Annotated in this window: 21 protein-coding genes; 5 read left to right on the top strand and 16 right to left on the bottom strand. The window is 32.6% G+C overall.

Features of this window, described 5'->3' with window-relative positions; all coding sequences use genetic code 11:
- Nucleotides 1-10 precede the first annotated feature (10 nt).
- The 7 genes from AC23MC_RS03415 to AC23MC_RS03385 all read right to left on the bottom strand — a co-directional run bounded on the left by AC23MC_RS03415 (nucleotide 11) and on the right by AC23MC_RS03385 (nucleotide 7386).
- Complete coding sequence (locus AC23MC_RS03415; protein ID WP_487567093.1) at nucleotides 11-418, bottom strand: bactofilin family protein; 408 nt, start codon at nucleotides 416-418, stop codon at nucleotides 11-13.
- 2 nt (nucleotides 419-420) lie between these two features.
- Nucleotides 421-3270: a type IX secretion system periplasmic lipoprotein PorW/SprE gene (gene porW / locus AC23MC_RS03410; RefSeq protein ID WP_487567094.1), complete on the bottom strand. Its 2850-nt coding sequence runs from the start codon at nucleotides 3268-3270 to the stop codon at nucleotides 421-423.
- 162 nt (nucleotides 3271-3432) lie between these two features.
- On the bottom strand, nucleotides 3433-4128 hold the full coding sequence (locus AC23MC_RS03405) for an ABC transporter ATP-binding protein (protein WP_487567095.1): 696 nt from the start codon (nucleotides 4126-4128) through the stop codon (nucleotides 3433-3435).
- 42 nt (nucleotides 4129-4170) lie between these two features.
- Nucleotides 4171-5643 carry a DUF5687 family protein gene (locus AC23MC_RS03400; protein ID WP_487567096.1) on the bottom strand — a complete coding sequence of 491 codons (1473 nt, stop codon included), beginning with the start codon at nucleotides 5641-5643 and terminating at the stop codon, nucleotides 4171-4173.
- 75 nt (nucleotides 5644-5718) lie between these two features.
- Nucleotides 5719-6426, bottom strand: coding sequence for a hypothetical protein (locus tag AC23MC_RS03395; protein WP_487567097.1), 708 nt, complete (start codon nucleotides 6424-6426; stop codon nucleotides 5719-5721).
- Complete coding sequence (locus tag AC23MC_RS03390; RefSeq protein ID WP_291092691.1) at nucleotides 6417-7049, bottom strand: hypothetical protein; 633 nt, start codon at nucleotides 7047-7049, stop codon at nucleotides 6417-6419. The genes AC23MC_RS03395 and AC23MC_RS03390 overlap by 10 nt, the downstream gene beginning before the upstream one ends.
- A 1-nt stretch (nucleotide 7050) precedes the next feature.
- Nucleotides 7051-7386 carry a PadR family transcriptional regulator gene (locus AC23MC_RS03385; RefSeq protein ID WP_112085181.1) on the bottom strand — a complete coding sequence of 112 codons (336 nt, stop codon included), beginning with the start codon at nucleotides 7384-7386 and terminating at the stop codon, nucleotides 7051-7053.
- A gap of 124 nt (nucleotides 7387-7510) precedes the next feature.
- On the opposite strand from AC23MC_RS03385, the gene AC23MC_RS03380 reads away from it, so the two are divergent.
- Complete coding sequence (locus AC23MC_RS03380) at nucleotides 7511-8563, top strand: 2Fe-2S iron-sulfur cluster-binding protein (protein ID WP_487567098.1); 1053 nt, start codon at nucleotides 7511-7513, stop codon at nucleotides 8561-8563.
- A gap of 78 nt (nucleotides 8564-8641) precedes the next feature.
- A complete protein-coding gene (locus AC23MC_RS03375; protein WP_487567099.1) occupies nucleotides 8642-8950 on the top strand; it encodes a hypothetical protein in 309 nt (102 codons plus the stop codon).
- A gap of 132 nt (nucleotides 8951-9082) precedes the next feature.
- Here the strand turns inward: AC23MC_RS03375 and AC23MC_RS03370 are convergent, their stop codons facing one another.
- Together AC23MC_RS03370 and AC23MC_RS03365 are read right to left on the bottom strand one after the other, a co-directional pair.
- On the bottom strand, nucleotides 9083-10123 hold the full coding sequence (locus AC23MC_RS03370) for a glycosyltransferase family 9 protein (RefSeq protein WP_487567100.1): 1041 nt from the start codon (nucleotides 10121-10123) through the stop codon (nucleotides 9083-9085).
- A gap of 10 nt (nucleotides 10124-10133) precedes the next feature.
- Nucleotides 10134-10739: a DUF4254 domain-containing protein gene (locus tag AC23MC_RS03365; protein WP_487567101.1), complete on the bottom strand. Its 606-nt coding sequence runs from the start codon at nucleotides 10737-10739 to the stop codon at nucleotides 10134-10136.
- Nucleotides 10740-10808: 69 nt separating this feature from the next.
- Between AC23MC_RS03365 and upp the strand changes: the two genes are divergently transcribed.
- On the top strand, nucleotides 10809-11462 hold the full coding sequence (gene upp / locus AC23MC_RS03360) for a uracil phosphoribosyltransferase (protein ID WP_487567102.1): 654 nt from the start codon (nucleotides 10809-10811) through the stop codon (nucleotides 11460-11462).
- Here the strand turns inward: upp and AC23MC_RS03355 are convergent.
- Nucleotides 11457-12398: a DUF6427 family protein gene (locus tag AC23MC_RS03355; RefSeq protein ID WP_487567103.1), complete on the bottom strand. Its 942-nt coding sequence runs from the start codon at nucleotides 12396-12398 to the stop codon at nucleotides 11457-11459. The genes upp and AC23MC_RS03355 overlap by 6 nt on opposite strands.
- A gap of 46 nt (nucleotides 12399-12444) precedes the next feature.
- Here AC23MC_RS03355 and AC23MC_RS03350 point away from each other — a divergent pair, with 46 nt between their 5' ends.
- Complete coding sequence (locus AC23MC_RS03350) at nucleotides 12445-12675, top strand: DUF6341 family protein (protein ID WP_487567104.1); 231 nt, start codon at nucleotides 12445-12447, stop codon at nucleotides 12673-12675.
- A 40-nt stretch (nucleotides 12676-12715) separates the two neighbouring features.
- Here the strand turns inward: AC23MC_RS03350 and purD are convergent, their stop codons facing one another.
- Nucleotides 12716-13987 (bottom strand): phosphoribosylamine--glycine ligase, encoded by a 1272-nt coding sequence (gene purD, locus AC23MC_RS03345; RefSeq protein ID WP_487567105.1) that lies wholly within the window; start codon nucleotides 13985-13987, stop codon nucleotides 12716-12718.
- Between the two features lie 149 nt (nucleotides 13988-14136).
- Between purD and AC23MC_RS03340 the strand changes: the two genes are divergently transcribed.
- Nucleotides 14137-15465 (top strand): phenylacetate--CoA ligase family protein, encoded by a 1329-nt coding sequence (locus AC23MC_RS03340; protein ID WP_487567106.1) that lies wholly within the window; start codon nucleotides 14137-14139, stop codon nucleotides 15463-15465.
- On the opposite strand, the gene AC23MC_RS03335 is transcribed toward AC23MC_RS03340, so the two are convergent.
- From AC23MC_RS03335 to AC23MC_RS03315, 5 genes are read right to left on the bottom strand one after another with little or no spacing between them, the layout of a single operon-like run.
- On the bottom strand, nucleotides 15440-16219 hold the full coding sequence (locus AC23MC_RS03335) for a glycosyltransferase family 2 protein (protein WP_487567107.1): 780 nt from the start codon (nucleotides 16217-16219) through the stop codon (nucleotides 15440-15442). The genes AC23MC_RS03340 and AC23MC_RS03335 overlap by 26 nt on opposite strands.
- Complete coding sequence (locus tag AC23MC_RS03330; protein WP_487567108.1) at nucleotides 16219-17586, bottom strand: undecaprenyl-phosphate glucose phosphotransferase; 1368 nt, start codon at nucleotides 17584-17586, stop codon at nucleotides 16219-16221. Before AC23MC_RS03330 ends, AC23MC_RS03335 begins: the two co-directional genes overlap by 1 nt.
- 3 nt (nucleotides 17587-17589) lie before the next feature.
- Nucleotides 17590-18573, bottom strand: a complete 984-nt coding sequence (locus AC23MC_RS03325) for a UDP-glucuronic acid decarboxylase family protein (protein ID WP_487567109.1) — start codon at nucleotides 18571-18573, stop codon at nucleotides 17590-17592.
- A 1-nt stretch (nucleotide 18574) separates the two neighbouring features.
- Nucleotides 18575-19909, bottom strand: a complete 1335-nt coding sequence (locus tag AC23MC_RS03320; protein WP_487567110.1) for an O-antigen ligase family protein — start codon at nucleotides 19907-19909, stop codon at nucleotides 18575-18577.
- Complete coding sequence (locus AC23MC_RS03315) at nucleotides 19851-20957, bottom strand: DUF1972 domain-containing protein (RefSeq protein WP_487567111.1); 1107 nt, start codon at nucleotides 20955-20957, stop codon at nucleotides 19851-19853. The genes AC23MC_RS03320 and AC23MC_RS03315 overlap by 59 nt, the downstream gene beginning before the upstream one ends.
- Nucleotides 20958-20981 lie beyond the last annotated feature (24 nt).

The following is a 20981-nucleotide window of genomic DNA, read 5'->3' as shown; positions in this document are numbered from 1 at the left end:
CAACCATTTATTAAGCGGTTTTTTCTTCGGATCCTGATTCATTTTGCGGTGGTAAAGTTTTCACGTTGGGTTTCATGACACAGGAAGCACTGAATTCTGCTCCGGGTTCCACGGCTAGCTTTCCGCAAATCACTTCACCATGAATTATTGCTTTTGATTTTAGGCTTAAAATTTCTGAAACTTGAATTTTTCCTTCAAATTTACCTTCAATATCAGCATTTTTGCAAACAATATCGCCTTTTACCATTCCGCTTGGACCAATCACAATTTTTCCTTTTGAATGAAAATTTCCAATTAAATGTCCGTCCAACCTAAAATCGGCTGATGTAGTTATATCTCCTTTTATAATCGTTCCTTCAACAATTCTGTTGGTTTTTCCGAGTAAGTCGGTATATGATTTTGAGTCTTTTTTAAACATAACTATCCTTTTTTTGGCCGTTCACCTTCAGAAGGAGGCATTATTGCAGATCTAGATTCCTGAACGTTGCTTTTATTGTCTTTTGGACTGTTTTTTGGTGATGTTTGTGGATCATTGCCCATTGGTGGCTGCATGGTTCCTTTACTTTGCGTAGGCGGCAGTTTTGGGTTTTGAGATGGAATAACAACCTGTGCTCGCTCTTGTTGTTGTTTCGCTCTTTTTGGTTTTGGTGAATAAGGCGGAGGAACAACCCGTAAACTTGGATCAAGATATTCTGGCAAATTCTTTTTCATCTGAACAATTTTATAATTTTCAGAAGAAATAACAATTGCTTGCTCTGTAATTTTATAGTCTTTAAATTCTTTTAGGATTGAAACAACGCCTTTGGCATATTCTTCATCACGTAATCCATGAATCACAAAGAAATTTTTATCCATCGTATATAAATCGATAGAAGTGGTTAATTGTGATTGATTTCTATCTTTTATAAATTTGGTAATTTTTTCTATCAGTGTTTTTACTTTTTTATCTTCTAAATTATCGGCATGATAAAGTACTTTAAAACTGGTTGGTTCTCCTTGATCAAAATATAAACTTTCCAGATACGGAATGTTATCATACAACAACTCTTCGGCATCTTTTCCTTCGTCTGAATTTGGATAGGTTAAAGCAACATAATTTAATGCTTTCTTATATTCTGCCAATCCTTTAATTTTAGCTACAATTTTCGATTTTAGTAATTCTAATTTAGGCATGATTTCATCACCTGTGAATTTTTCTATCGCAAAATCAGTGTTGGCAATCACTTCTCTATACTCTCCTTTTTCATAAGATTTGTATAGATTTTTGTAAACGATTTCAGGGTCATCGATTAAACTTTCAGCCGAAGTTCCTGATTTTGATAATATTTGAGCATATCTAGAATCGGGAAACTGTGTGATAATTTTATCTTTCATTGCTAAGGCTTTGGCCGGATCAGTGATTTCATAGATTTTAAACAAATTATACATTGCCGGTAAAACCAAACGTTCTTCGGGTTTGCTTCGTAATAAAATTTCTAAACGGTCTGATGCCAATTGATATTCCTTGAATTTTTCTTTATAAATCACACCCAATTGATAATAGGCAAAGTTTCTTTCTTTGGCAATACTGTCTAGTTCTGTTTTGGCAGTTGGTAGTTGTGAAATATAAAACTCGGGGGAATATTTTGGATCTGCTTCCTTTGAAACAGCAACATCTTCTTCTTTTTGTTCTACTATTTCTTCTTCTTTTGATTGTGTTGATCGGTTGGAAGACAATCGCCAATTACCGTCGGGATTTCGTTTTCCCCATGTTTTGGCAAATTCTTTCTTTCCAAATTCTAGTGTAGTTGGGTTATAGAAATAAAATTTAGAATCGCCAGAAAATCCTGAAGCACCGGAATTTAATGCCGGATTTCCAATGCTTTTTTTATTGGTAATTGAAAGTTCTTTTGAGTTTTGAAGATTTGATTCGGCGATTTCTGCTTTTTCTGCTTGAAGTATTGCTAATTTTTCAGCTTCTTCTTCTTTCTTTTTAAGTTTTGTAATATAGTCTTCAAAAAAGGCAACTTTATCTTCTTTAGAAAGTGATGCTACATTAAGAATGCTATCATTTCGTTGAGCAATTCCTTCATATTTGATGACATCTTCTAAATTATCTCTTTTCTTTTTAAAGGCATTGAACTCACGAGTTCTTGGTTTTAGCAAAGCTAATGTACTGTCATAATAATGACCGGCGGTTTGGTATTTGGCTTTGTAGAAATAGATTTCACCTAAATTTCGATAATTTGAAGCCAATAAATAATTGTCTAATGACTGTGCTTTTAAGGATTTATTATAGTTTTTAACCGCATTGTCCGGTTGTTTCAAACGTTCATAAACTAACGCTTTTTCATGATATAAAACATCCAAATACGGACGATTTTCTCTGTCTTCTAATAATTTTGTGAATTTTTCAAAAAGAACAATTGTATCGCCTTTGGTAACATCATACTGCTGAATTTGCTTTGCGTGAGCCTGAATAGTATATCGTTTTGGCGAATTTCTTTTCATATCAATCACCGATTGATAGTAGGCAAAAGCACTGTCTTTTTCTTTAATCGATTCAAATAATTGTCCTAAAATGAATTTGTATCGGGCTTCTTCTTCGTTTTTTTTAGTAAATTTTGTTGCTAATCTCAGTCTGGAAATCGCACTGTCTTTTTGTTCTAAATTTAAAAAAGCCTGAGCTAGAGTAGCATTAGCATCAGCAAAAATTTGATCTTTAAATTTGATTTCGCTCAATAACTTAGAAAGATTGTTTACTGCCAACGCATCATTTTCAAGGCGAACATTGGTTTTTTCTCTCCAAATTTTGGCTTCATAAATTTTATCGCTGGCCGGACTTTTATACAAAATATAATTAAAAGCTTCTAAAGCCGGAATAAATCGTTGGTCATAATACCTTGATTTTCCTAGCAATAAATGTGCTTCATCCATTTGCGGATTTTTTTCGCTTCCGCCAATAAGCATCGAACGTTTTTGAATTGCTTTGGTTGCTTTATCCTCTGCTTTTTCAAAATTGGCGTTTTTGGCTTTTTGTCCGGGTAAGATTGCTTCTTCTTCCGTTTGCATGCGTTCGATTGGAAGAATTTCCCAAAAATTATCTTTATAAGTGTCACGCACTTCATTCAAACCTGCTTGAAATGCTACTTCGCCGTTATACAAAACGTTATATTCTGTGTTAACAGCATGAAAGTTACGGTTAATAAACTTATCCTTTTTTGTAGAACAAGCTATCAGAACGGTAGCGGCAATAAAGAAAATAAAATATTTTAGAGTAATGGGTTTCAAAATAAAAACGTTTAATGGCATAACTAAAAACTACTGCTTTTAGTATATAGCAAGGGTAAAAATACGTTTCTTTTTGAAATAGAGAAAAATATTGCGGATTTTTTGCAATGAAACATCATTTCACGAAAAAATTAACGTGAAATGATGTGTTATTTTATTGATTTAGGCAGCAAAAAACGCTTCTAGTTCTTTTAAAGTTTCTGAGGATGGAACTAAATCGAGAACAACTTCGCCTTTTTGTAAAGCGACAATTCGGTTTGAAACTTCAACTGTATGTTGCAAATCGTGACTGGAAACTAAGATGGTCACGTTCGAATCATCAGCTAATTCTTTGATGATTTTTTTCAAACGGATTTGTGTGGTTGGATCTAAATTGGCAAACGGTTCGTCTAGAATAATCACTTCCGGTTCTCCGATTAAAGCGGCAACGATACCCACTTTTTTAGAATTTCCTTTCGATAAATCGCGTAAATATTTTTTGTTTTTTAAGATTTCTCCGTTAAAAAAATCTTCGTATTTCACTAAAAAACTATCAACGTCGGCTTTGTTCCATCCGCGAAGTTCGCCAATAAAATAGAAATATTCTTCGGGTGTTAAATAACCGATTAAGAAACTTTCATCGATAAAAGCAGAAGTGAATGGTTTCCATTTTTCGCTGTTGTTAATTTGAATCGAATTACTTGTAATCATTCCGGTTGAAGGCTGAATTAAATCTAACAACAAACTGAAAAAAGTTGTTTTTCCGGCTCCGTTATTTCCAACTAATCCAAAACTTTGACCTTTTGGAATGTCTAAATTAGTTATGTTTAAAACGGTTGTTCCGTTGTATGTTTTGGTAAGATTTTTTACTTGTATCATAATTATATGGTTATGGGTGATTGGTAAAGGGTAATAGGTTGGTTAGTTTTTTTGTTTGTATGCGGCAATGGTTTCGTATTTCTGTGTTTTATAGATATTTTCAATCCAATTGAACACTTTTGATTTGAAGGCAAATCCTAAAATTCCGGCTAAGGCGATAAATCCAAGTCCGATTACTTCATCAAATAATAAAATTCCTAAATAATATAATCCTAACGGCACAAGAATTTGCGGAATAACTAACAATAAGGTTTTAAAATTGAATGCTTTTTTGTCGCCAAATGCATTTTTATTACTCATTAAATCGATTGGTGTTTTGGTATAAGCTCCAGCCAACAAAACGATGTAGGCATTAATTCCGATATTGTAAACAGCTGTTACTAAAATCAGCAGGTACGATTGCCATCCAAAATAAAGATAAAAACTGGCACAAACGGCTGCGATTAGAGTCACGATAACCATCAACCACCATTTTGAACTCAAATATTCGCGGTATTGAATGTTTTGGCTCATCATCAAATTATAATAGGAACTATCCCAACTTGGTACAAATTGTCCGAAGCTGAACATGAATCCGCCGGTGACAAAAATTCCGCCAAATACTTGCCAAACCGGTCCGTCATACACTTCAATTGCACCGGAACCAAACAAAAGTCCGTAGAAAAGAAACAAAACACTCATAATAATCACCGATTTTGCTCTTTTGTTTCGGGTGATTAAACGAATATCATTTTTAAGAAATGTTCCTAACGTTCCAAATTGATCTAGCCATTCAAAATTTTGTGTTTTGGCAATTTCGTGTGTGGTTGATAATCCGGCATCAAGGTATAAATTACTTTTGAAGAAATTGTGTACGATTTTATAAACCAAAATTAAAACCGCAATTGGTATAATCACCATCCAAATATGGTCGTACAATCCTTTGAAAAACAACACAGTATAGTTCGTTGCGTCAAATAATCCGAAATACTGCAATGCTCCTAAAGCGATGAAAATGACTGCTACAGTATAAAAAACTGCATCTTTTTTATCGATTAAAATGTTTAAAAAATTGATGATTAAAACGATTGCAATCATTCCGAGCAGCCAGGTGATTACACCTAAAACATCAAAACCTTCAATCAATAAAACAACGGCAAGCGGAATAAAAAAGAAAAGATGCATCGTATTAAAAAATGACAAGGCAGATTTTCCCAACGTATAATTGACAATTGTATCTTTTTTGATGTTGATGTACAACAGCGGTCTGATATTCATCACCGGTGTTTTTTGCAAGAAAAATCGAAAAACCAAATCGCATACGAAATAATAAAGTATAAACCGGTTTATCAATTGAAATGGCTCAGATTCGGTAGCTTTTTCGATAATATAATAAGATCCGGCTCCTAACGCCAAGAACATTACGATAAAATACAAGGCTCCAAAAGCCATTAAAATTTTAATTGCTAAATTCGTTTGAAACGATGCAGCTCTAACAAAAGACTTCCATTCGAGTGACAGAAAACGTTTTATCATAAGTGGGTTGGTTTGGTGGTTATTTTTCTACTTTGGTTTGAATGTTTGACTACACTTTTAACGTTTTGTTACATCTTATTTTGAAAAAGCATATTCAGGATAAGTTTGTTTGAGATAATCTTCTGCTTTGGAAGGGATGATTTTTGTTAGCACATAAAATAGAATTCCTATCGATACAAAAATGATTGAGAAAACAAGTTGAACATAACTATTTTCAAAAGAGATGCTTTTAAAATTAACTATTTGAAAAAATAAATTTAGAAGAATTGGATAGGCTGTGAGTGTTCCGTAATTAAAAATCATTTCTTCCATAATCCATCGTCTTTCGTCAATTTTCTTTTTTTCTTTGAATTTTTTTGATGTTTGGTATACAAAATAGGAATAGACAATTACGAATCCAATTAATAAAGCAATCACAATAGCTAATTTAAAAGAAACTACCTGCAGTGTTTGAAATAATATTCCCATCAACCCTACAGTTAAAATTATTTTTGGGAGTTTAAAAAATGCTTTAAAATTATTCCAAACAAATTTGTGGTAGCGTTTGGTTAAAGCCGATTGTCTTTGTTCGACCACATCACTAAACCCAAAAACACCAAACTTTTTGAACTCTTTTTGCAAGGCTTCTTCAAATGATAATTTTGGATTTTCTTTCCATTCTTCTTCAATTGCATTCGAAAGATGATCGACCAATTCGGTTTGCAGATCGTAATGTTCTACAAAATGTTCACGAGTGAATCGGTATAAACGATCTATTTGTTCTTGGTTGACTTTTAGTTCCATATATGCTTATTGTTATAGTATTTTTTGATACGATTAACATAAAATAATAGAAAAGCTATCGAGAAAAAAAGTATTGAAATATCAGTCCAGAAAATAAGATTATAATCTTCTACGTGAGTTGGGTTTGAAAAAGGAATAAAAACATAATAAATAATTGAAAGAACAAAAAAAGATTGTTCAACAGCAAAAAATCTTTTCTTCTTTATAAAATTAAAATAACTGAAATGGAAAATTCCAAACATAAATAAACACAAAAGCCAATAATGATGAAACTCTTTAACAAAATAAGATTTATCAATTTGAAGCTGAAAAAAGAAAATTCCAAAAAAGAAAAAAGCAGCAAATAAAATCACATGAGGTTTCAATAAAAACAGTCCAAAACTTTTAATAGGTTCAAAAGATTTGAATCCGCTACCGGAGAATTTTTTTAAAAGTTCTTTCTTATTCAAAATCATAAAACTTTTAAAAGCATCATAAAAATCAATGTTTTCAGTTTGCATTTTTTCTTCAACAGCTGAAGCGATATGATCGGTGAGTTCCATACGAATATCGTCATAAATAATTTCACTTTTTTTGAGATAATTATCAATGAATTTGAGATTTTGTGTGGTTAATGTTTTCATCTTAATAACTCAATTTCGGATTAACAATGTTTTGCATATTCTTGATAAATTCTTCCAACTCAGCCAATCGGTTTACGGTTTCTTTGTTACCTTTTTCAGTAAGTTTGTAGTATTTCCGCAAGCGGTTATCTACCTTTTCTACTTCCACTTCCAACAGACCTTCGGCTTCCAATTTGTGCAACGCGGGATACAAAGCACCTTCAGTAATGTTTAATTCACCCAATGTAATGGCTTTTACTTTCTGCGTGATTTCATAGCCATACATTCTGCCCTTTTCTTCCAAAAGCTTCATTATTATTGTGTTAAGACTTCCTTTGTATAGTGATGAGTTTTTCATTTAATGCAAATTTGAAACACAAATATACATAACTTTCTTATACATAAAACTCTTATGTATAAATTTTTAAAAAATATGCTGTTTTCAAAAACTGTGGTTTATTACCTTTGTAAAAAATTAATCCATGTCAACTTTCTATAAATTAGCGGTCAAAGAAATCACTCGTGAAACACCGGAAGCCGTTTCTGTTCTATTTCAAGTTCCTGCTGAACTTCAAGCCAACTATCGATTTGTGGCCGGACAATATATTAACTTAAAACTCACTTTAGACGGAAACGAAATTCGTCGTGCCTATTCCATTTGTTCTACACCGGAAAGTGGTGAGTTGCGAATTGCCATCAAATCAATCAAAAATGGTTATTTTTCTAAGTTTGCGAATGAGCAATTAACGGTTGGAAAAGTACTAGAAGTTGGCACTCCCGAAGGAAAATTCACATTTGAACCCGATGCCGCACGACAAAAAAATTATGCTGCTTTTGTGGCTGGAAGCGGAATTACACCGGTAATGTCGATTTTACAGACTGTTTTGGAAAAAGAACCCAACAGTACTTTTGTGTTGGTTTATGGAAACAAATCGAGTAATGAAACGATTTTTTACAACCAATTGCACGATTTGCAGTTAAAATATGTTGGACGCTTTTTTGTGCATTATGTGTTTAGTCAGCAAAAAGCCGATGATCAATTGTTTGGAAGAATTGAAAAATCAACCGTGAATTTTGTCTTGAAAAACAAGCATAAAGAAAAGGAATTTGACAAATTTTTCTTGTGCGGACCGGAAGAAATGATCAATCGCGTGAGTGATGTTTTGAAAGAAAACAACGTCAAAGAAAAAGATATAAAATTCGAATTATTCTCTGCTTCATCCTCAGAAAATGAAATTAAAAAATCGTTGGAAGGTCACACAAAAATTACTGTTTTAGTTGATGGTGATGAAACTTCTTTTGAAATGTCGCAGAAGCAATCGTTGTTGGAAGCGGCTTTGAAACAAGGCTTAGATGCTCCGTATTCTTGCCAAGGTGGAATTTGCAGCAGTTGTATTGCTCGAATTTCTAAAGGAACTGCTGAAATGAAAAAGAACACTATTTTAACCGATGGTGAAATTGCCGAAGGTTTGATTTTAACTTGTCAAGCTCATCCGACATCGAGTGAAATTTTTGTGGATTATGATGATGTTTAATTGGTTACGGGTTGGAAAGTTACGAGTTGCGGGTTGAAATTTGACTTTTGCAATTGTAATTGATTTTTGTATTTGATTATGAAAAACAAACTGGAGATATTTAAAAAAGCTCAAGACCTTTTGGATGAACCGGAAGTGCAAGAGCTTTTGGAGTATTGTGACCGTTTGGAAGATGAATTAGTTGATTTTAAGTTTGAAAAAACCAACAATAAAGAGTTGATTATGCTCGATATGATTCGCGAAGTAATCAAGGGTTGCAATGCAATGGAAAAAGAACAATTGGAAAACGAACGGTTTGGTTATGAAGCTCCTAATTATGCCGATGCGATTTCAAACTTAAAAACCTATATTTTGGAGATTTGCAAAGACAATAAAATTTACTTGTAGCTTGTCACTGAAAACTGCGACTGAAAACTAAATAATGGAGATCCTTCCTGCGTCAGGATGACAAAATTGCGTAGAAAACTGCGACTGGAAACTGCGACTGCTTACTAAAAACTGAACACTGAACACTGAACACTAAACTCCCAGCAACGACTGAATACTGAACACTATTTTCTCCGGTTCTATACTTCGCATCACATCGTCATAACCTTCCACTTTTTTATTTCCATAAATGGATGTTGGCAACAACGGATATTTCTCTCTATCCGAAACAAGGCAATTTTCCAACGGTTGATTGAAAGGTGAAAATCCGGCAAACGGATGTGTGGCTCCCCAAAGTGTGATGACTTTTACACCAAACATTGCAGCGATGTGAGCATTTCCTGAATCCATGGAAAGCATAACGTCTAAGTTTGAAATCACTTCTAATTCGTCTTTAAACTTCAATTTTCCGGCTAAGACGAATACGTTTGAATGATTATTTTGAAGTTGATTTAATTTCTGAATTTCTTCACTTCCGCCGCCAAAAAGAAAAATTTTAATTGAATTTTTTTTGGCCAATTCATCAATCACTTTTTGCATTAAATCCAAAGGATAAACTTTGCTTTGGTATTGAGCAAATGGTGCTATTCCGAGCCAATCTTGAGTTTTATTTCCGGTAATTTTTAGAATTTCATCTGACAAAACAGCTTTAGTTGGAAATTGAGGATTCGTTAAATCAATTGAAAATCCGAGTTTTTCAAAAGTTTCAACATGTCGCTCCACCATTGGTTTTACTGGTTTAAAAACTTTATTTTCTAATCTAGTTAGTGCTTTTTTTTCTACTCTTCCTTTGTCTGTGAACGCTACTTTTTTTCCGCTTAAAGCGAATAAACTTCTAACAACTTTAGAACGTAAAACGTTATGTAAATCGGCGACAGCATCAATATCCAATTTTTTTAAATCCGAAAATAATCGAAGTAATCCGAAAAATCCTTTGTGGCGTTTTTGAAGATCAGCCGCAAAGAAATTGACATTTGGAATTCCGTCGAAAAACGGTTTAAAAAATGGTCGAGAGACGACTGTGATTTTTACTTCTGTATTTTGTAAAACTAAGGCTCTCAACACAGGAACTGTCATAGCGACATCTCCCATTGCTGAAAGCCTTATTACCAATATATGTTTTGGTTTAGACATCAATTGATGACTATTTTTTATTCTGATACAAAACCGGGTTCAATTCCTCATCATTGTACATTTTCATTTGTTTGTACACTTTCATGAATTTATCGCCACTTTCAATATCTTTCAACAATTGATCAATGGACGAAAACATATCGCTTTTTTGTTCTAATAAAATGTTTAATTTTTCTTGACATTTGGCTCTGTGTTCTGCGGAAGCTTCAATTCTATTAGCTTCTTCGCTCATGTGATAAATTTTTAATGCCAAAATAGAAAGACGATCGATTGCCCAAGCAGGACTTTCAGTGTTGATTTTTGCATCCGGTTTAACCGAAACAGAACTGTATTTTTGAAGAAAATAGCTATCAATATATTCAACCATATCGGTGCGAACTTGATTGGACGCGTCAATTTTTCGTTTTAAATCTAATGCAGCTACCGGATCAATTTGCGGATCACGGATAATATCTTCAAAATGCCATTGCACGGTGTCAACCCAATTTTTTGCATATAATAAATGCTCTATTTTATCTTTTGGATAAGGGTTGTTAACAGGTTGATATACATTGTCATGCACGTGATAATCGGCAATACTTTGTTCAAAAACAGAAAAGGCAAGTTGTGAAAACATACTATTAAATTTTAAAATACAAATATACTTTTTATACCTTTATCAAACTAATTCAAAACTAAAACGTTTATGCATCTTCATTATATTTCGGAACAAAACAGTATTCTCAATCATTTTTTGGCACAAATTCGTGATGTTTCCGTGCAAAACGACAGTATGCGTTTCCGAAAAAATATTGAACGAATTGGTGAAATTATGGCGTATGAGTTGAGTAAAACACTTCCTTATATTGATATTGAAGTGCAAACGCCACTTGGCATTAAAAAAACAAGTGCTTTAGAAGATCACGTGGTTTTATGTTCCATTTTGAGAGCAGGTTTGGCATTGCACACAGGTTTTATGAATATTTTTGATAATGCCGAAAACGGATTTGTATCGGCTTATCGTCATCATCCGAATAATGATGATTATTTTGATATTTTAGTGGAATACCAAGCCGCACCTTCTTTTGAAAATAAGACATTAATTTTAATTGATCCGATGTTAGCTACCGGTCAATCGATTGTGGCGGTTTTAAATAAACTTCATTTAGAACAAAAACCGAAAGAAATTCACATTGCAGTTGTCATTGCTGCTCCTGAAGGCATTGCGTATTTAGAAAAAAATCTTCCTGCCAATTGTCATTTGTGGGTTGCTGCTTTGGATGAAAAGTTAAATGAAAAAAACTACATCGTTCCCGGTTTGGGTGATGCAGGCGATTTGGCTTATGGCGTAAAATTATAGTTGGAAAATAAAAAGCAAAACACCGCAAGCCAAAACAGTTGCGGTAACAATTTCTTTTAAAACCGAATCTCTGTTAATTTCAATAAAACCTGTTGACAAAACTGAAATCGGCATTAATCCAAAAAGAAGTAACGAATTAGACTTTTCAGGAGAAATTATGTAAATCAGCACACTTATCAAAAATATAAAAATCACTTTTTTATAAGATGCCAACATAATTATGGGTCGCTTAGACATTGTGAAAATCATTGAAAGTAAAAAAACTACCGCAAAAAGTGCATACAAAACCAAGGCAGCATTACTTGCTGATTTTTCTAAATAATAAAATTCAAAATCTGTTCCGGTTTGATTCCACACCACATCTAACCATTCTTTATCTATTACTAATGAGAAGAATATGAAAATAATTCCCACGGTAAAAAAAGCAATAAAAGGCAAAACCCAATTTCGATAATCGCCGGAAACGTGAAAAATGATGGAAACAAAAACGATAAAAATGAACAAAATACTCCAAAAATGAAACAATGCAGCGATGAAAATCCATAATGAAGCATCAAATATTTTTTCTTTTGGTGTGAGTAGTGATTTCATTGAAATTAACCTTCGCATGGCTAATAAAATAAAAAAAGAGGAGAGCACAATTTTGAAATTATCAAATGACGAAGGAATAAACAACAGAAACGAAACATAGAAAAGTGCCGAATAACTGTTGTCTTTGCTCAATCCGTTTCGTTTGGTAATAAAATTTGTGATAAAAAGTGACGCAACTAATAGTAATAAAATTACACCCTTTTGAATAAGTTCAAACCATGAAAAAGAAGCACCAGATGCAGTTCCGGAAGATTGAAATTGATAGATAAAATAACACAAAACCAATAAAACGGTAACTAAAATATAATTAAATGGTCTTGATTTACTAAAAACGCTTGCAATCATAAGGATATTTTATACTTTTGTGACTGTAAATATAATACTTTATACCATGAAAGCATTTTTTGAAGGAATTCAATCCTTGTTTGTTGATTTACTTTTTCTTCCATTGGACTTTTTCAGAAAATTGGAATTGTCAAATTGGTGGGCTGCTAATACCTTGAATTGGTTATTTGTAATCATTTGTTCGGTTGCTATTGTTTACTGGATAAAGCAATTAAAATTACACAAAGCAAACAACGAAGAAAACCAAGATACAACGGCTCATTCTTTTTTTAAGTAAGATAGTAGAGTTTAGAGTTTTTAACTTCTAACTTCACCTTTTAGAGATCAAAACCGATATCTTTTCTAAAATACATCTTATCAAAATGTAGTTTTTCTATACTTTGGTAAGATTTTTTTATGGCTTCATTAAAGTCATTTCCATAAGAAGTTACCGCAAGAACACGACCTCCGTTTGAAACGATATTCCCATTATCAAGTTTTGTTCCGGCATGAAAAACGATAGAATCTTGCACATTTTCAATTCCGGTAATGGTTTTACCTTTTTCAAAATCTTCCGGATAACCACCAGAAACAACCATAATAGTTGTAGCACTTCTGGAATCAATCTCTAAAGAAACTTCGTTTAAGTTTTGATTTGCAACAGCTAAAAACAATTCAACTAAATCCGATTTTATTCTCGGCATGACCACTTCGGTTTCCGGATCACCCATTCGAACATTGTATTCAATCACCATCGGTTCTCCTTTTACATTTATTAAACCAATGAAAACAAAACCTTTGTACTCTATTCCGTCTTTTTGAAGACCTTCTATTGTTGGTTTAACGATGCGTGTTTCAATTTTCTCCATCAAAACAGTATCGGCAAACGGAACCGGAGAAACAGCTCCCATTCCGCCTGTATTCAATCCTGTATCGCCTTCACCAATTCGTTTGTAATCTTTGGCTGTGGGAAGAATTTTATAGTTTTTTCCATCCGTTAAAACGAAACAACTCAATTCAATTCCATCTAAAAATTCTTCGATGACAACTTTTGAACTTGCATTTCCAAATTTTTGATGCACAAGCATATTTCGCAATTCCGTTTTCGCTTCGGCTAAGTCGTTTAAAATCACCACGCCTTTTCCGGCTGCTAAACCATCGGCTTTTAAAACATAAGGCGGAGATAGCGTTTCTAAAAATTCACATCCTTTTTCAACTGTTGAAGCAGTAAAACTATCATAAGCTGCGGTTGGAATTTTGTGTTTGATTAGAAATTCTTTGGCATATTCTTTACTTCCTTCCAGTTTTGCTCCTTCAGTTGATGGTCCAATAACCGGAATTGATTTTAACTCGTCATCATTTTTAAAAAAATCGAAAATACCTGCTACTAAAGGATCTTCCGGGCCAACGACAACCATTTCAATTTTTTCATCTAAAACAAACTTTTTAATTGATTCAAAATCGGTTGGTTGCATTGAAACATTCGTTGCAATTGAAGCTGTTCCGGCATTTCCGGGAGCCACAAATAGTTTGGAGCATTTTGAACTTTGAAGCATTTTCCAAGCCAACGCATGTTCGCGACCGCCTGAACCAAGAAGTAAAATTGTCATGTTGTGTTGTTGTTTTAGCTGAATAAATTCAGTTTTAGTTGTGCAAAAATAACTCGTTTTAAACAGAAGTTAAAACGAAGTGGCAAAAAAAGTGTTCGTTTTTGGTTTTCGGTTGATGGTTTTGTTATTTTTGAACAAAATAGTTGACAGTGTTTAATATTCTTGATTTATCGCTCAAATTAAATGGTTTTCCTTTAGAAAAAGCCAAAGCATATTTTAGCTCCATTATTGCTATTCCAGAAGATAAATTTGAGGATTTTACCAATCAAAAAAGAAGAGAAATTGTAACCTATCATTTATCTAATAATTTATTTTATCAAAATTTAGTAAAAAATAAAAGTATTGATTTTTCTATAGAAAATTGGAATGATTTACCTGTTTTGACTAAAACTGATTTTCAACAACCGCTTTCAGAAAGATTATCATCGGATTTCAATATTACAAATGTTTATATCAATCGCACTTCCGGTTCAAGTGGCGATCCGTTTATTTTTGCTAAAGATAAATTTTGTCATGCTTTGGTTTGGAGTTCCATTTATTATCGTTTTGGTTGGTATGGTTTAGATATGAACAAAGCGTATCAAGCACGATTTTATGGCTATCCTTTGGAATTTTTGAATAAGTATAAAGTTAAACTAAAAGATTTTTTTAGCAATCGCTATCGCCTTCCCATTTTTGATTTATCCGATAAAGCATTAAAAGAATTTGTTGCTACTTTTAAATCAAAAAAATTCCATTATATCAATGGTTATACGAGTTCCATTGTGATGATGGCAAAATATTTAGAAAAAGAGAATATCATTTTAAAAACAATTTGTCCTACTTTAAAAGTTTGTATTGTTACTTCGGAAATGCTTTTTGATGATGATAAAATATTATTAGAAAAGCAATTAGGAGTTCCGGTGGTAAACGAATATGGTGCTTCTGAACTGGATATTATTGCTTTTCAAAATAAGGAAGATGAATGGATCGTGAACATTGAAAATCTGTTTGTGGAAATTTTAGACGATAATAATAATCCGCTGCCGTTTGGAGAAGAAGGAAATATCGTTGTAACTGCTTTATATAACAAGGCTCATCCGTTTATTCGCTATAAAATTGGCGACATGGGGATTTTAGAAAAAAAATCTTCTAAAAAATTAATTCTAAAAAAATTAATCGGACGAACAAATGATTTTGCTTTTCTGCCTAGTGGAAAAAAAGCTCCGGGAATGACGTTTTATTCCATTACAAAAACCGTTATGGAAGAAGATGGAAATTTAAAGGAATTTGTAATTACTCAAATTGAAAAAAATGCTTTTGATATTGAATATGTTAGTGAAAAGCCACTTTCAAGTGAAAGAATTGTCTATTTTGAAAAAAAATTAACTGATTATCTTGAAGAAGGTTTAACTTTTACTTTTATTCGAAAAGAAAAACTGGAACGCAGCAAAAGCGGAAAATTAAAGCAATTTAAATCGTTGGTTTCTGCCCTTTGATATAAGTTGGTTTAATGATTAATTGTGTAAACAAAAAAAGTAGTGTGCAAATTGATGCAGTTACAATATTCTGTTGATGATACAGTCGATATACTTTGTAATTATGCTTAATTAATTCAACTTTTGAGGAAGAAATTGAATTTTCACGAATTCGATAAACCGCTAAGTTTTCAGGTACTGGAAATGCAATTTTTGTTTGTTTTAAAATCGTTAGCCAAACAATCCAATCTTGTCGTTTTCTGATGTGAGAAATACTTATTTTTCCAAAAAAATCTGCATCATAAATTCCGGTAAGATTGCCTACATGATTACAAAAAAACAGCTGACGATAACTCAGTTTTTGAGGAGCGGTAATCAATCTATTAAGCAAAACGCCTTCTTCATTCATACATTCATAAAATGAAAATGTAAAATGCAATTTATTTGCTAGCATAAAATTTATTTGTCTCTCGAGTTTTTGAGGCTTCCATACATCATCGGCATCCAAAAAAGCAATATATCTTCCCTCGGCAATTGTTAAAGCTTTATTTCTGGCAATTCCGGCTCCGGCATTTTTTTCTTGTTTAAAGCATTTTATGCGGTTATCAAATTGAGATAGTTGTTCAACAATTTCAACGGTTTTATCGGAAGAGCCGTCGTCAACAATAATCATTTCCCAATTAGAATAAGTTTGATTTTGAACAGATTGAATAGTTTCTGCAATAAATTTTGCAGAGTTGTATGTTGGCGTAATTATGGATACTAAAGCATTCATTAGTATGCCTTTTCTTCACCTTTAAAAATATTAACCACAGTTTGAATAATTATTTTTATATCTAAAACAAAGGACCAATTTTCGATATAAAAAACATCAAATTTAATGCGATTAATCATGTCTTCGTCAGTTTCAATTTCGCCTCTAAACCCTTTTACTTGAGCTAATCCTGTGATTCCGGGTTTAACATAATGGCGGACCATATATTTTTTGACTTTGTTGCCATAGGCTTTGTTTTGAGACCAAAGGTGTGGTCTTGGGCCAACAACAGACATGTCTCCTACCAAAACATTGAAAAATTGTGGCATTTCATCTAGACTTGTTTTCCGTAAAAAACGTCCTATTTTGGTAACTCTTGGGTCGTTTTTAGAGGCTTCTTTTTCTGTCGTGTGGTTAATTTGCATAGACCTAAATTTATAGCAGAAAAATTCCTCTTCATCTAAACCAGGTCTGCCTTGTTTAAAGAAAACCGGTCCTTTTGATTCAAGTTTAATCAAAATTGCTAAAATTGGCATTAGCCATGACAATAAAAAAACAATCACAAAAAGCGAGAATACCAAGTCGAATATTCTTTTAAATGCTTTGGTTGTTGGTTCATGCAAAAGGGTTCGTTGCAATGAAAGTACCGGAAACATTTCGTAATAATCAATTTTCAAGTTTTTTGAAAAGATCTGTTTTGTATCCGGAATAAATTTAATTGTCTTGTTGTTTTCATCAGCAAATTCAACTAGATCTTTTAACTGTTCGTTTGTTATTTCGTTTAGCGAACAATAAATTTCATCAATTTTGTTTTCAATTACAAAATTTTTGATGTCGGCTACTTTTCCTTTAATAAGTTCGTTTACTTTTTTATCGGAGAAATAGCCAAAAAATCGATATCCATAATCGTTTCTTTTTTCAAAAAGTTCTTTTAGGTTTTTAGCTTCTTGAGTATACCCAATAATGATAGCATTTCGGTAATTACTACCGGTTATTATTCTATATTTTTTTAGATAATAAAATAACAAATACTTGATTAAAACTACCAAAACAAAGCTAATGCTCATGAAAATAGCGATGGCTTTTCCGCTAAAAATTGAGTCTTTTGCAAATGGAAAGTAGGCGATTACAACCAAACAAAAAACGATGAACTGTTTGAGTATTTTAGAAAAAATTTCTACCGGAGTTGTAAACCGATATATTTCGTAAAACCCAACAAAAAAGCTAATTAAGAGCCATGAAATAACCAAATAAGGTTCGAAAACGAGGAAATGTACACGGTGTTCTTGAAACAAAAGGAAAGCCAAAAAAATCACAACCAACAAGTCTAATAAAACACTTATTGGTCTGATATATTTTGAATATCTTCCTTTTTGAGCTGCTACCATTTTTTAGTGAATAAATCCGGAAAAGTCTTTGTGTTCTTCTTTTAAGAGTTCATCTGTAGAAAGCGTTTTAAAATAATCATAGGTAATTTTCATGCCTTGTTCTCTGGAAACTTTTGGTTCCCAACCTAAAATTTCTCTCGCTTTGGTTATATCCGGTTGTCTTTGTAATGGATCGTTGATTGGTAACGGATGATAAACTACTTTTTGCTTTGTTCCTGTTAATTTTATAATTTCTTCTGCAAAATCTTTGATGGTGATTTCGTCAGGATTTCCAATGTTTACGGGTAAATTATAATCTGATAGAAGTAATCTGTAAATTCCTTCCACTTGATCGTCTACATAACAAAACGAGCGAGTTTGCATTCCATCACCAAAAATAGTTAAGTCTTCTCCTCGAAGAGCTTGACCAATAAATGCAGGAATTACTCGTCCGTCATTTAATCTCATTCTTGGACCATATGTATTAAAAATCCGAACAATTCTAGTTTCTAAACCATGAAAAGTGTGGTAGGCCATGGTGATTGATTCTTGAAAACGTTTTGCTTCATCATAAACTCCACGTGGTCCGATGGTATTTACATTTCCGTAATATTCTTCTGTTTGAGGGTGAATCAGTGGGTCTCCATAAACCTCTGAAGTAGAGGCTATTAAAATTCTTGCTCTTTTTACTCTTGCTAAACCAAGCAAGTTGTGTGTTCCTAACGAGCCAACTTTTAGGGTTTGAATAGGGATTTTTAAATAATCTATCGGACTGGCTGGTGAGGCAAAATGAAGAATATAGTCTAATTTTCCGGGTACAAAAACAAATTTGGTTACATCGTGATGGTAGAATTCAAAGTTTTTTTCCTTAAAAAGGTGTTGAATGTTCTTTAAATCTCCGGTAATTAGATTATCCATCCCGATAACATAATATCCATCTGCAATAAATCGGTCACAAAGATGCGAGCCCAAAAATCCGGCTGCTCCAGTTATAAGTATTCTTTTCATATTACATTTTTTTTAGGGGCAAATACTCTTTTGCGTTAAAAAGACAGTAAAGCAAACTAAAAAACATCACGCCTCGCTGTCTCCACAAAAAAGATTCTGTCAAAAATAAACTTATCATGAGAATTGCGAAAGTAATTTGAACAAAATCTTTATTTTTTGTTGCATTTTTTAAATTTATTGCAAGCAAGAACACTAAAATTAAAAATCCAATAAAACCTAACTCGGCAAAGTTTTGAATATATTGGTTGTGGAAATTTTTATTTTGATAGCCTTCTTGGCTTTCATTTCCTCTAAAAACATCGTATTTTATGGCTTTTTCTTCCAATTTTTTGTAGGATGCGTTTAGCCCATATCCTTTCCAAAATACATTTTCTTCCTGAAAAAGTTCAAAAAACATTCTGGCTTGATACACTCGAAAAGCTGTTCCGGGGAAAAAGTCATTTTGCGAAAATTTTTCATTTGTCCAAGCTTCTTTGATGCTTAATACATTTATTCCATCTAAACTTTTATCAAGATCTACTACGGTGTGACTAATGCTTTTTTCTGTATTTGACTGAAATTCTGCTTTAAATCTATTTTTTATTTTTCCTACAAATAAAAACGAGCCTATAATTAATCCAAGAACGATTAAATTTCGCAATCTCATTTTGTGACCGCTTTTTGAAAAGAAGAAAAACTCAATTAAAACTAAAATAATAAAAACAATTATGATGTTTTTGGAAGACAAAAGAAATACAAACACAAAAAGTATTAAAGCAATACTTGTTTCTAGTTTAGATTTAATTTCTTTTGTGAAAAAGTAAAAAAAGGCAATGGAAACATAAACAGAAACGTGAATGGCGTTTACTTCTTTTGTAACCAATTCATGATAAAAAAACACATTTGTATCACCCGATAACAAAAATCTTACAATGGCCTTGATTAAATAAAAAACCACGTAAAGCACCATGGCGTAACTGTAGTATTTTATAATTTTTTGCCGTTGTTCTTTTGAAAACGGCTTCATAATCATAAAACATAGTGGAATTAGTAATAATCCAATTTCTTTAGGAATGGCTTTAAGCGTTGCTTTGGCATCTATGCTCCAGAAATAGGAAATTACCATCAGTAGAAAAAGTGCAATAAGTGGTAAAAGTGCGTATTGAAAATTAACCTTTATTTCTTTACTCTTTAGCAATAGCGAGACTAGAAAAACGCCTAATAAAACATTGTTAACTCCGTATGACATTGGAATTGTACAGAGTAAAAGCAAAAAAGGAATAAATGAAAAATGTTGCTTATTTTCCTGCTTTAGATCTTGCCATACATTGCTCAAAAAGACTAAGGTATTCTCCATTTATTTTATCCCAATTAAATTCGTTTACAATGGCTTCAAAGTTGTTTTGAATGAATTGCAAGTTATCATTTTTTTTGATAGTGAGCAGTAAATTTTTTACCTCTTCGGCATTAGCGAAATAATAACCGTTTTGTTTAATTATTCCTTTGTTAAAATCGTTGTTGTGAGCTAAAATTAATGCTTTAGACGCCATTGCTTCTAACAAAGAAGGGTTTGTTCCGCCCACAGAATGACCGTGAAAATATAATTTTGAGAAATACCGTAAATTATTGAGGTGTTCTAAGTTGTAAATTGCTCCCATAAATCTTATGGAAGAGTGATTTTGGTATCTATTTTTTAAATATTCACCGTATTTGGTATTGTGGTTTCCTACAACTAAAATTGGGGTTGAATCATTGCTTTTTACCACACCATCTAATACCATCTGAAGATTATTCTCGGGTTCAAACCGAGCCATAATCATGTTGAAATTTTCTTTTTGAACTTGATATTGTTCTAAAATAGTTTCGTTTGGATTGTTAAACGGATGTGCTCCGTAGGCAATGTAAGTGGAATCTTTTTTATATCTTTTTTTCAAAAATGTTTGAATTCCCAAAGAATCAGAAACTAAATAATCGCTGCTAATTGCCGCCAAACGTTCTGCAAACCGAAGAAATTGTTGCACAGGTCTGCTGTATTTAGAACGTCTCCACTCTACGCCATCCATGTTGGTTATGATAATTGGTTTTTGAGGAAGAAGAAAAAACCATATTGAATTACTTGTATATCCTAATTGCAAGATGATGTCAAAATCTCTTTTTCTAGAATCGATAATGCAATTATAATCATAAATAAACTGACCAAAAGTGCCATATTTGTATTCCGGATCGTGTTGGTGAATAATGTTTACACCATGAAATGTTTTTTCCTGAAATTTATGATTGTGTGAGTTATAGCAATATACGTCATGTCCTTTTTGAACTAGATAAACTGAAAAAAATTCTGCAAATTGTTCAAATCCTCCGTAATAGTTAGGTATGCCTCGGGTTCCGAGTATGGCTATTTTCATTTATTATTTCCTTTTCGCGGGCAA

Source organism: Flavobacterium sp. T50_26 (genome assembly GCF_057652995.1).
Note: the sequence above shows the minus strand (reverse complement) of the source record. Positions and strands in the feature narration are given on the sequence as shown.

Excerpts from the sequence above, each read along its gene's own strand:
- AC23MC_RS03415 (WP_487567093.1), bottom strand. The coding sequence starts at position 418 with ATGTTTAAAAAAGACTCAAAATCATATACCGACTTACTCGGAAAAACC.
- AC23MC_RS03405 (WP_487567095.1), bottom strand. The coding sequence starts at position 4,128 with ATGATACAAGTAAAAAATCTTACCAAAACATACAACGGAACAACCGTT.
- AC23MC_RS03400 (WP_487567096.1), bottom strand. The coding sequence starts at position 5,643 with ATGATAAAACGTTTTCTGTCACTCGAATGGAAGTCTTTTGTTAGAGCT.
- AC23MC_RS03395 (WP_487567097.1), bottom strand. The coding sequence starts at position 6,426 with ATGGAACTAAAAGTCAACCAAGAACAAATAGATCGTTTATACCGATTC.
- AC23MC_RS03390 (WP_291092691.1), bottom strand. The coding sequence starts at position 7,049 with ATGAAAACATTAACCACACAAAATCTCAAATTCATTGATAATTATCTC.
- AC23MC_RS03385 (WP_112085181.1), bottom strand. The coding sequence starts at position 7,386 with ATGAAAAACTCATCACTATACAAAGGAAGTCTTAACACAATAATAATG.
- AC23MC_RS03380 (WP_487567098.1), top strand. The coding sequence starts at position 7,511 with ATGTCAACTTTCTATAAATTAGCGGTCAAAGAAATCACTCGTGAAACA.
- AC23MC_RS03375 (WP_487567099.1), top strand. The coding sequence starts at position 8,642 with ATGAAAAACAAACTGGAGATATTTAAAAAAGCTCAAGACCTTTTGGAT.
- AC23MC_RS03370 (WP_487567100.1), bottom strand. The coding sequence starts at position 10,123 with ATGTCTAAACCAAAACATATATTGGTAATAAGGCTTTCAGCAATGGGA.
- AC23MC_RS03365 (WP_487567101.1), bottom strand. The coding sequence starts at position 10,739 with ATGTTTTCACAACTTGCCTTTTCTGTTTTTGAACAAAGTATTGCCGAT.
- upp (WP_487567102.1), top strand. The coding sequence starts at position 10,809 with ATGCATCTTCATTATATTTCGGAACAAAACAGTATTCTCAATCATTTT.
- AC23MC_RS03355 (WP_487567103.1), bottom strand. The coding sequence starts at position 12,398 with ATGATTGCAAGCGTTTTTAGTAAATCAAGACCATTTAATTATATTTTA.
- AC23MC_RS03350 (WP_487567104.1), top strand. The coding sequence starts at position 12,445 with ATGAAAGCATTTTTTGAAGGAATTCAATCCTTGTTTGTTGATTTACTT.
- purD (WP_487567105.1), bottom strand. The coding sequence starts at position 13,987 with ATGACAATTTTACTTCTTGGTTCAGGCGGTCGCGAACATGCGTTGGCT.
- AC23MC_RS03335 (WP_487567107.1), bottom strand. The coding sequence starts at position 16,219 with ATGAATGCTTTAGTATCCATAATTACGCCAACATACAACTCTGCAAAA.
- AC23MC_RS03330 (WP_487567108.1), bottom strand. The coding sequence starts at position 17,586 with ATGGTAGCAGCTCAAAAAGGAAGATATTCAAAATATATCAGACCAATA.
- AC23MC_RS03325 (WP_487567109.1), bottom strand. The coding sequence starts at position 18,573 with ATGAAAAGAATACTTATAACTGGAGCAGCCGGATTTTTGGGCTCGCAT.
- AC23MC_RS03320 (WP_487567110.1), bottom strand. The coding sequence starts at position 19,909 with ATGGAGAATACCTTAGTCTTTTTGAGCAATGTATGGCAAGATCTAAAG.
- AC23MC_RS03315 (WP_487567111.1), bottom strand. The coding sequence starts at position 20,957 with ATGAAAATAGCCATACTCGGAACCCGAGGCATACCTAACTATTACGGA.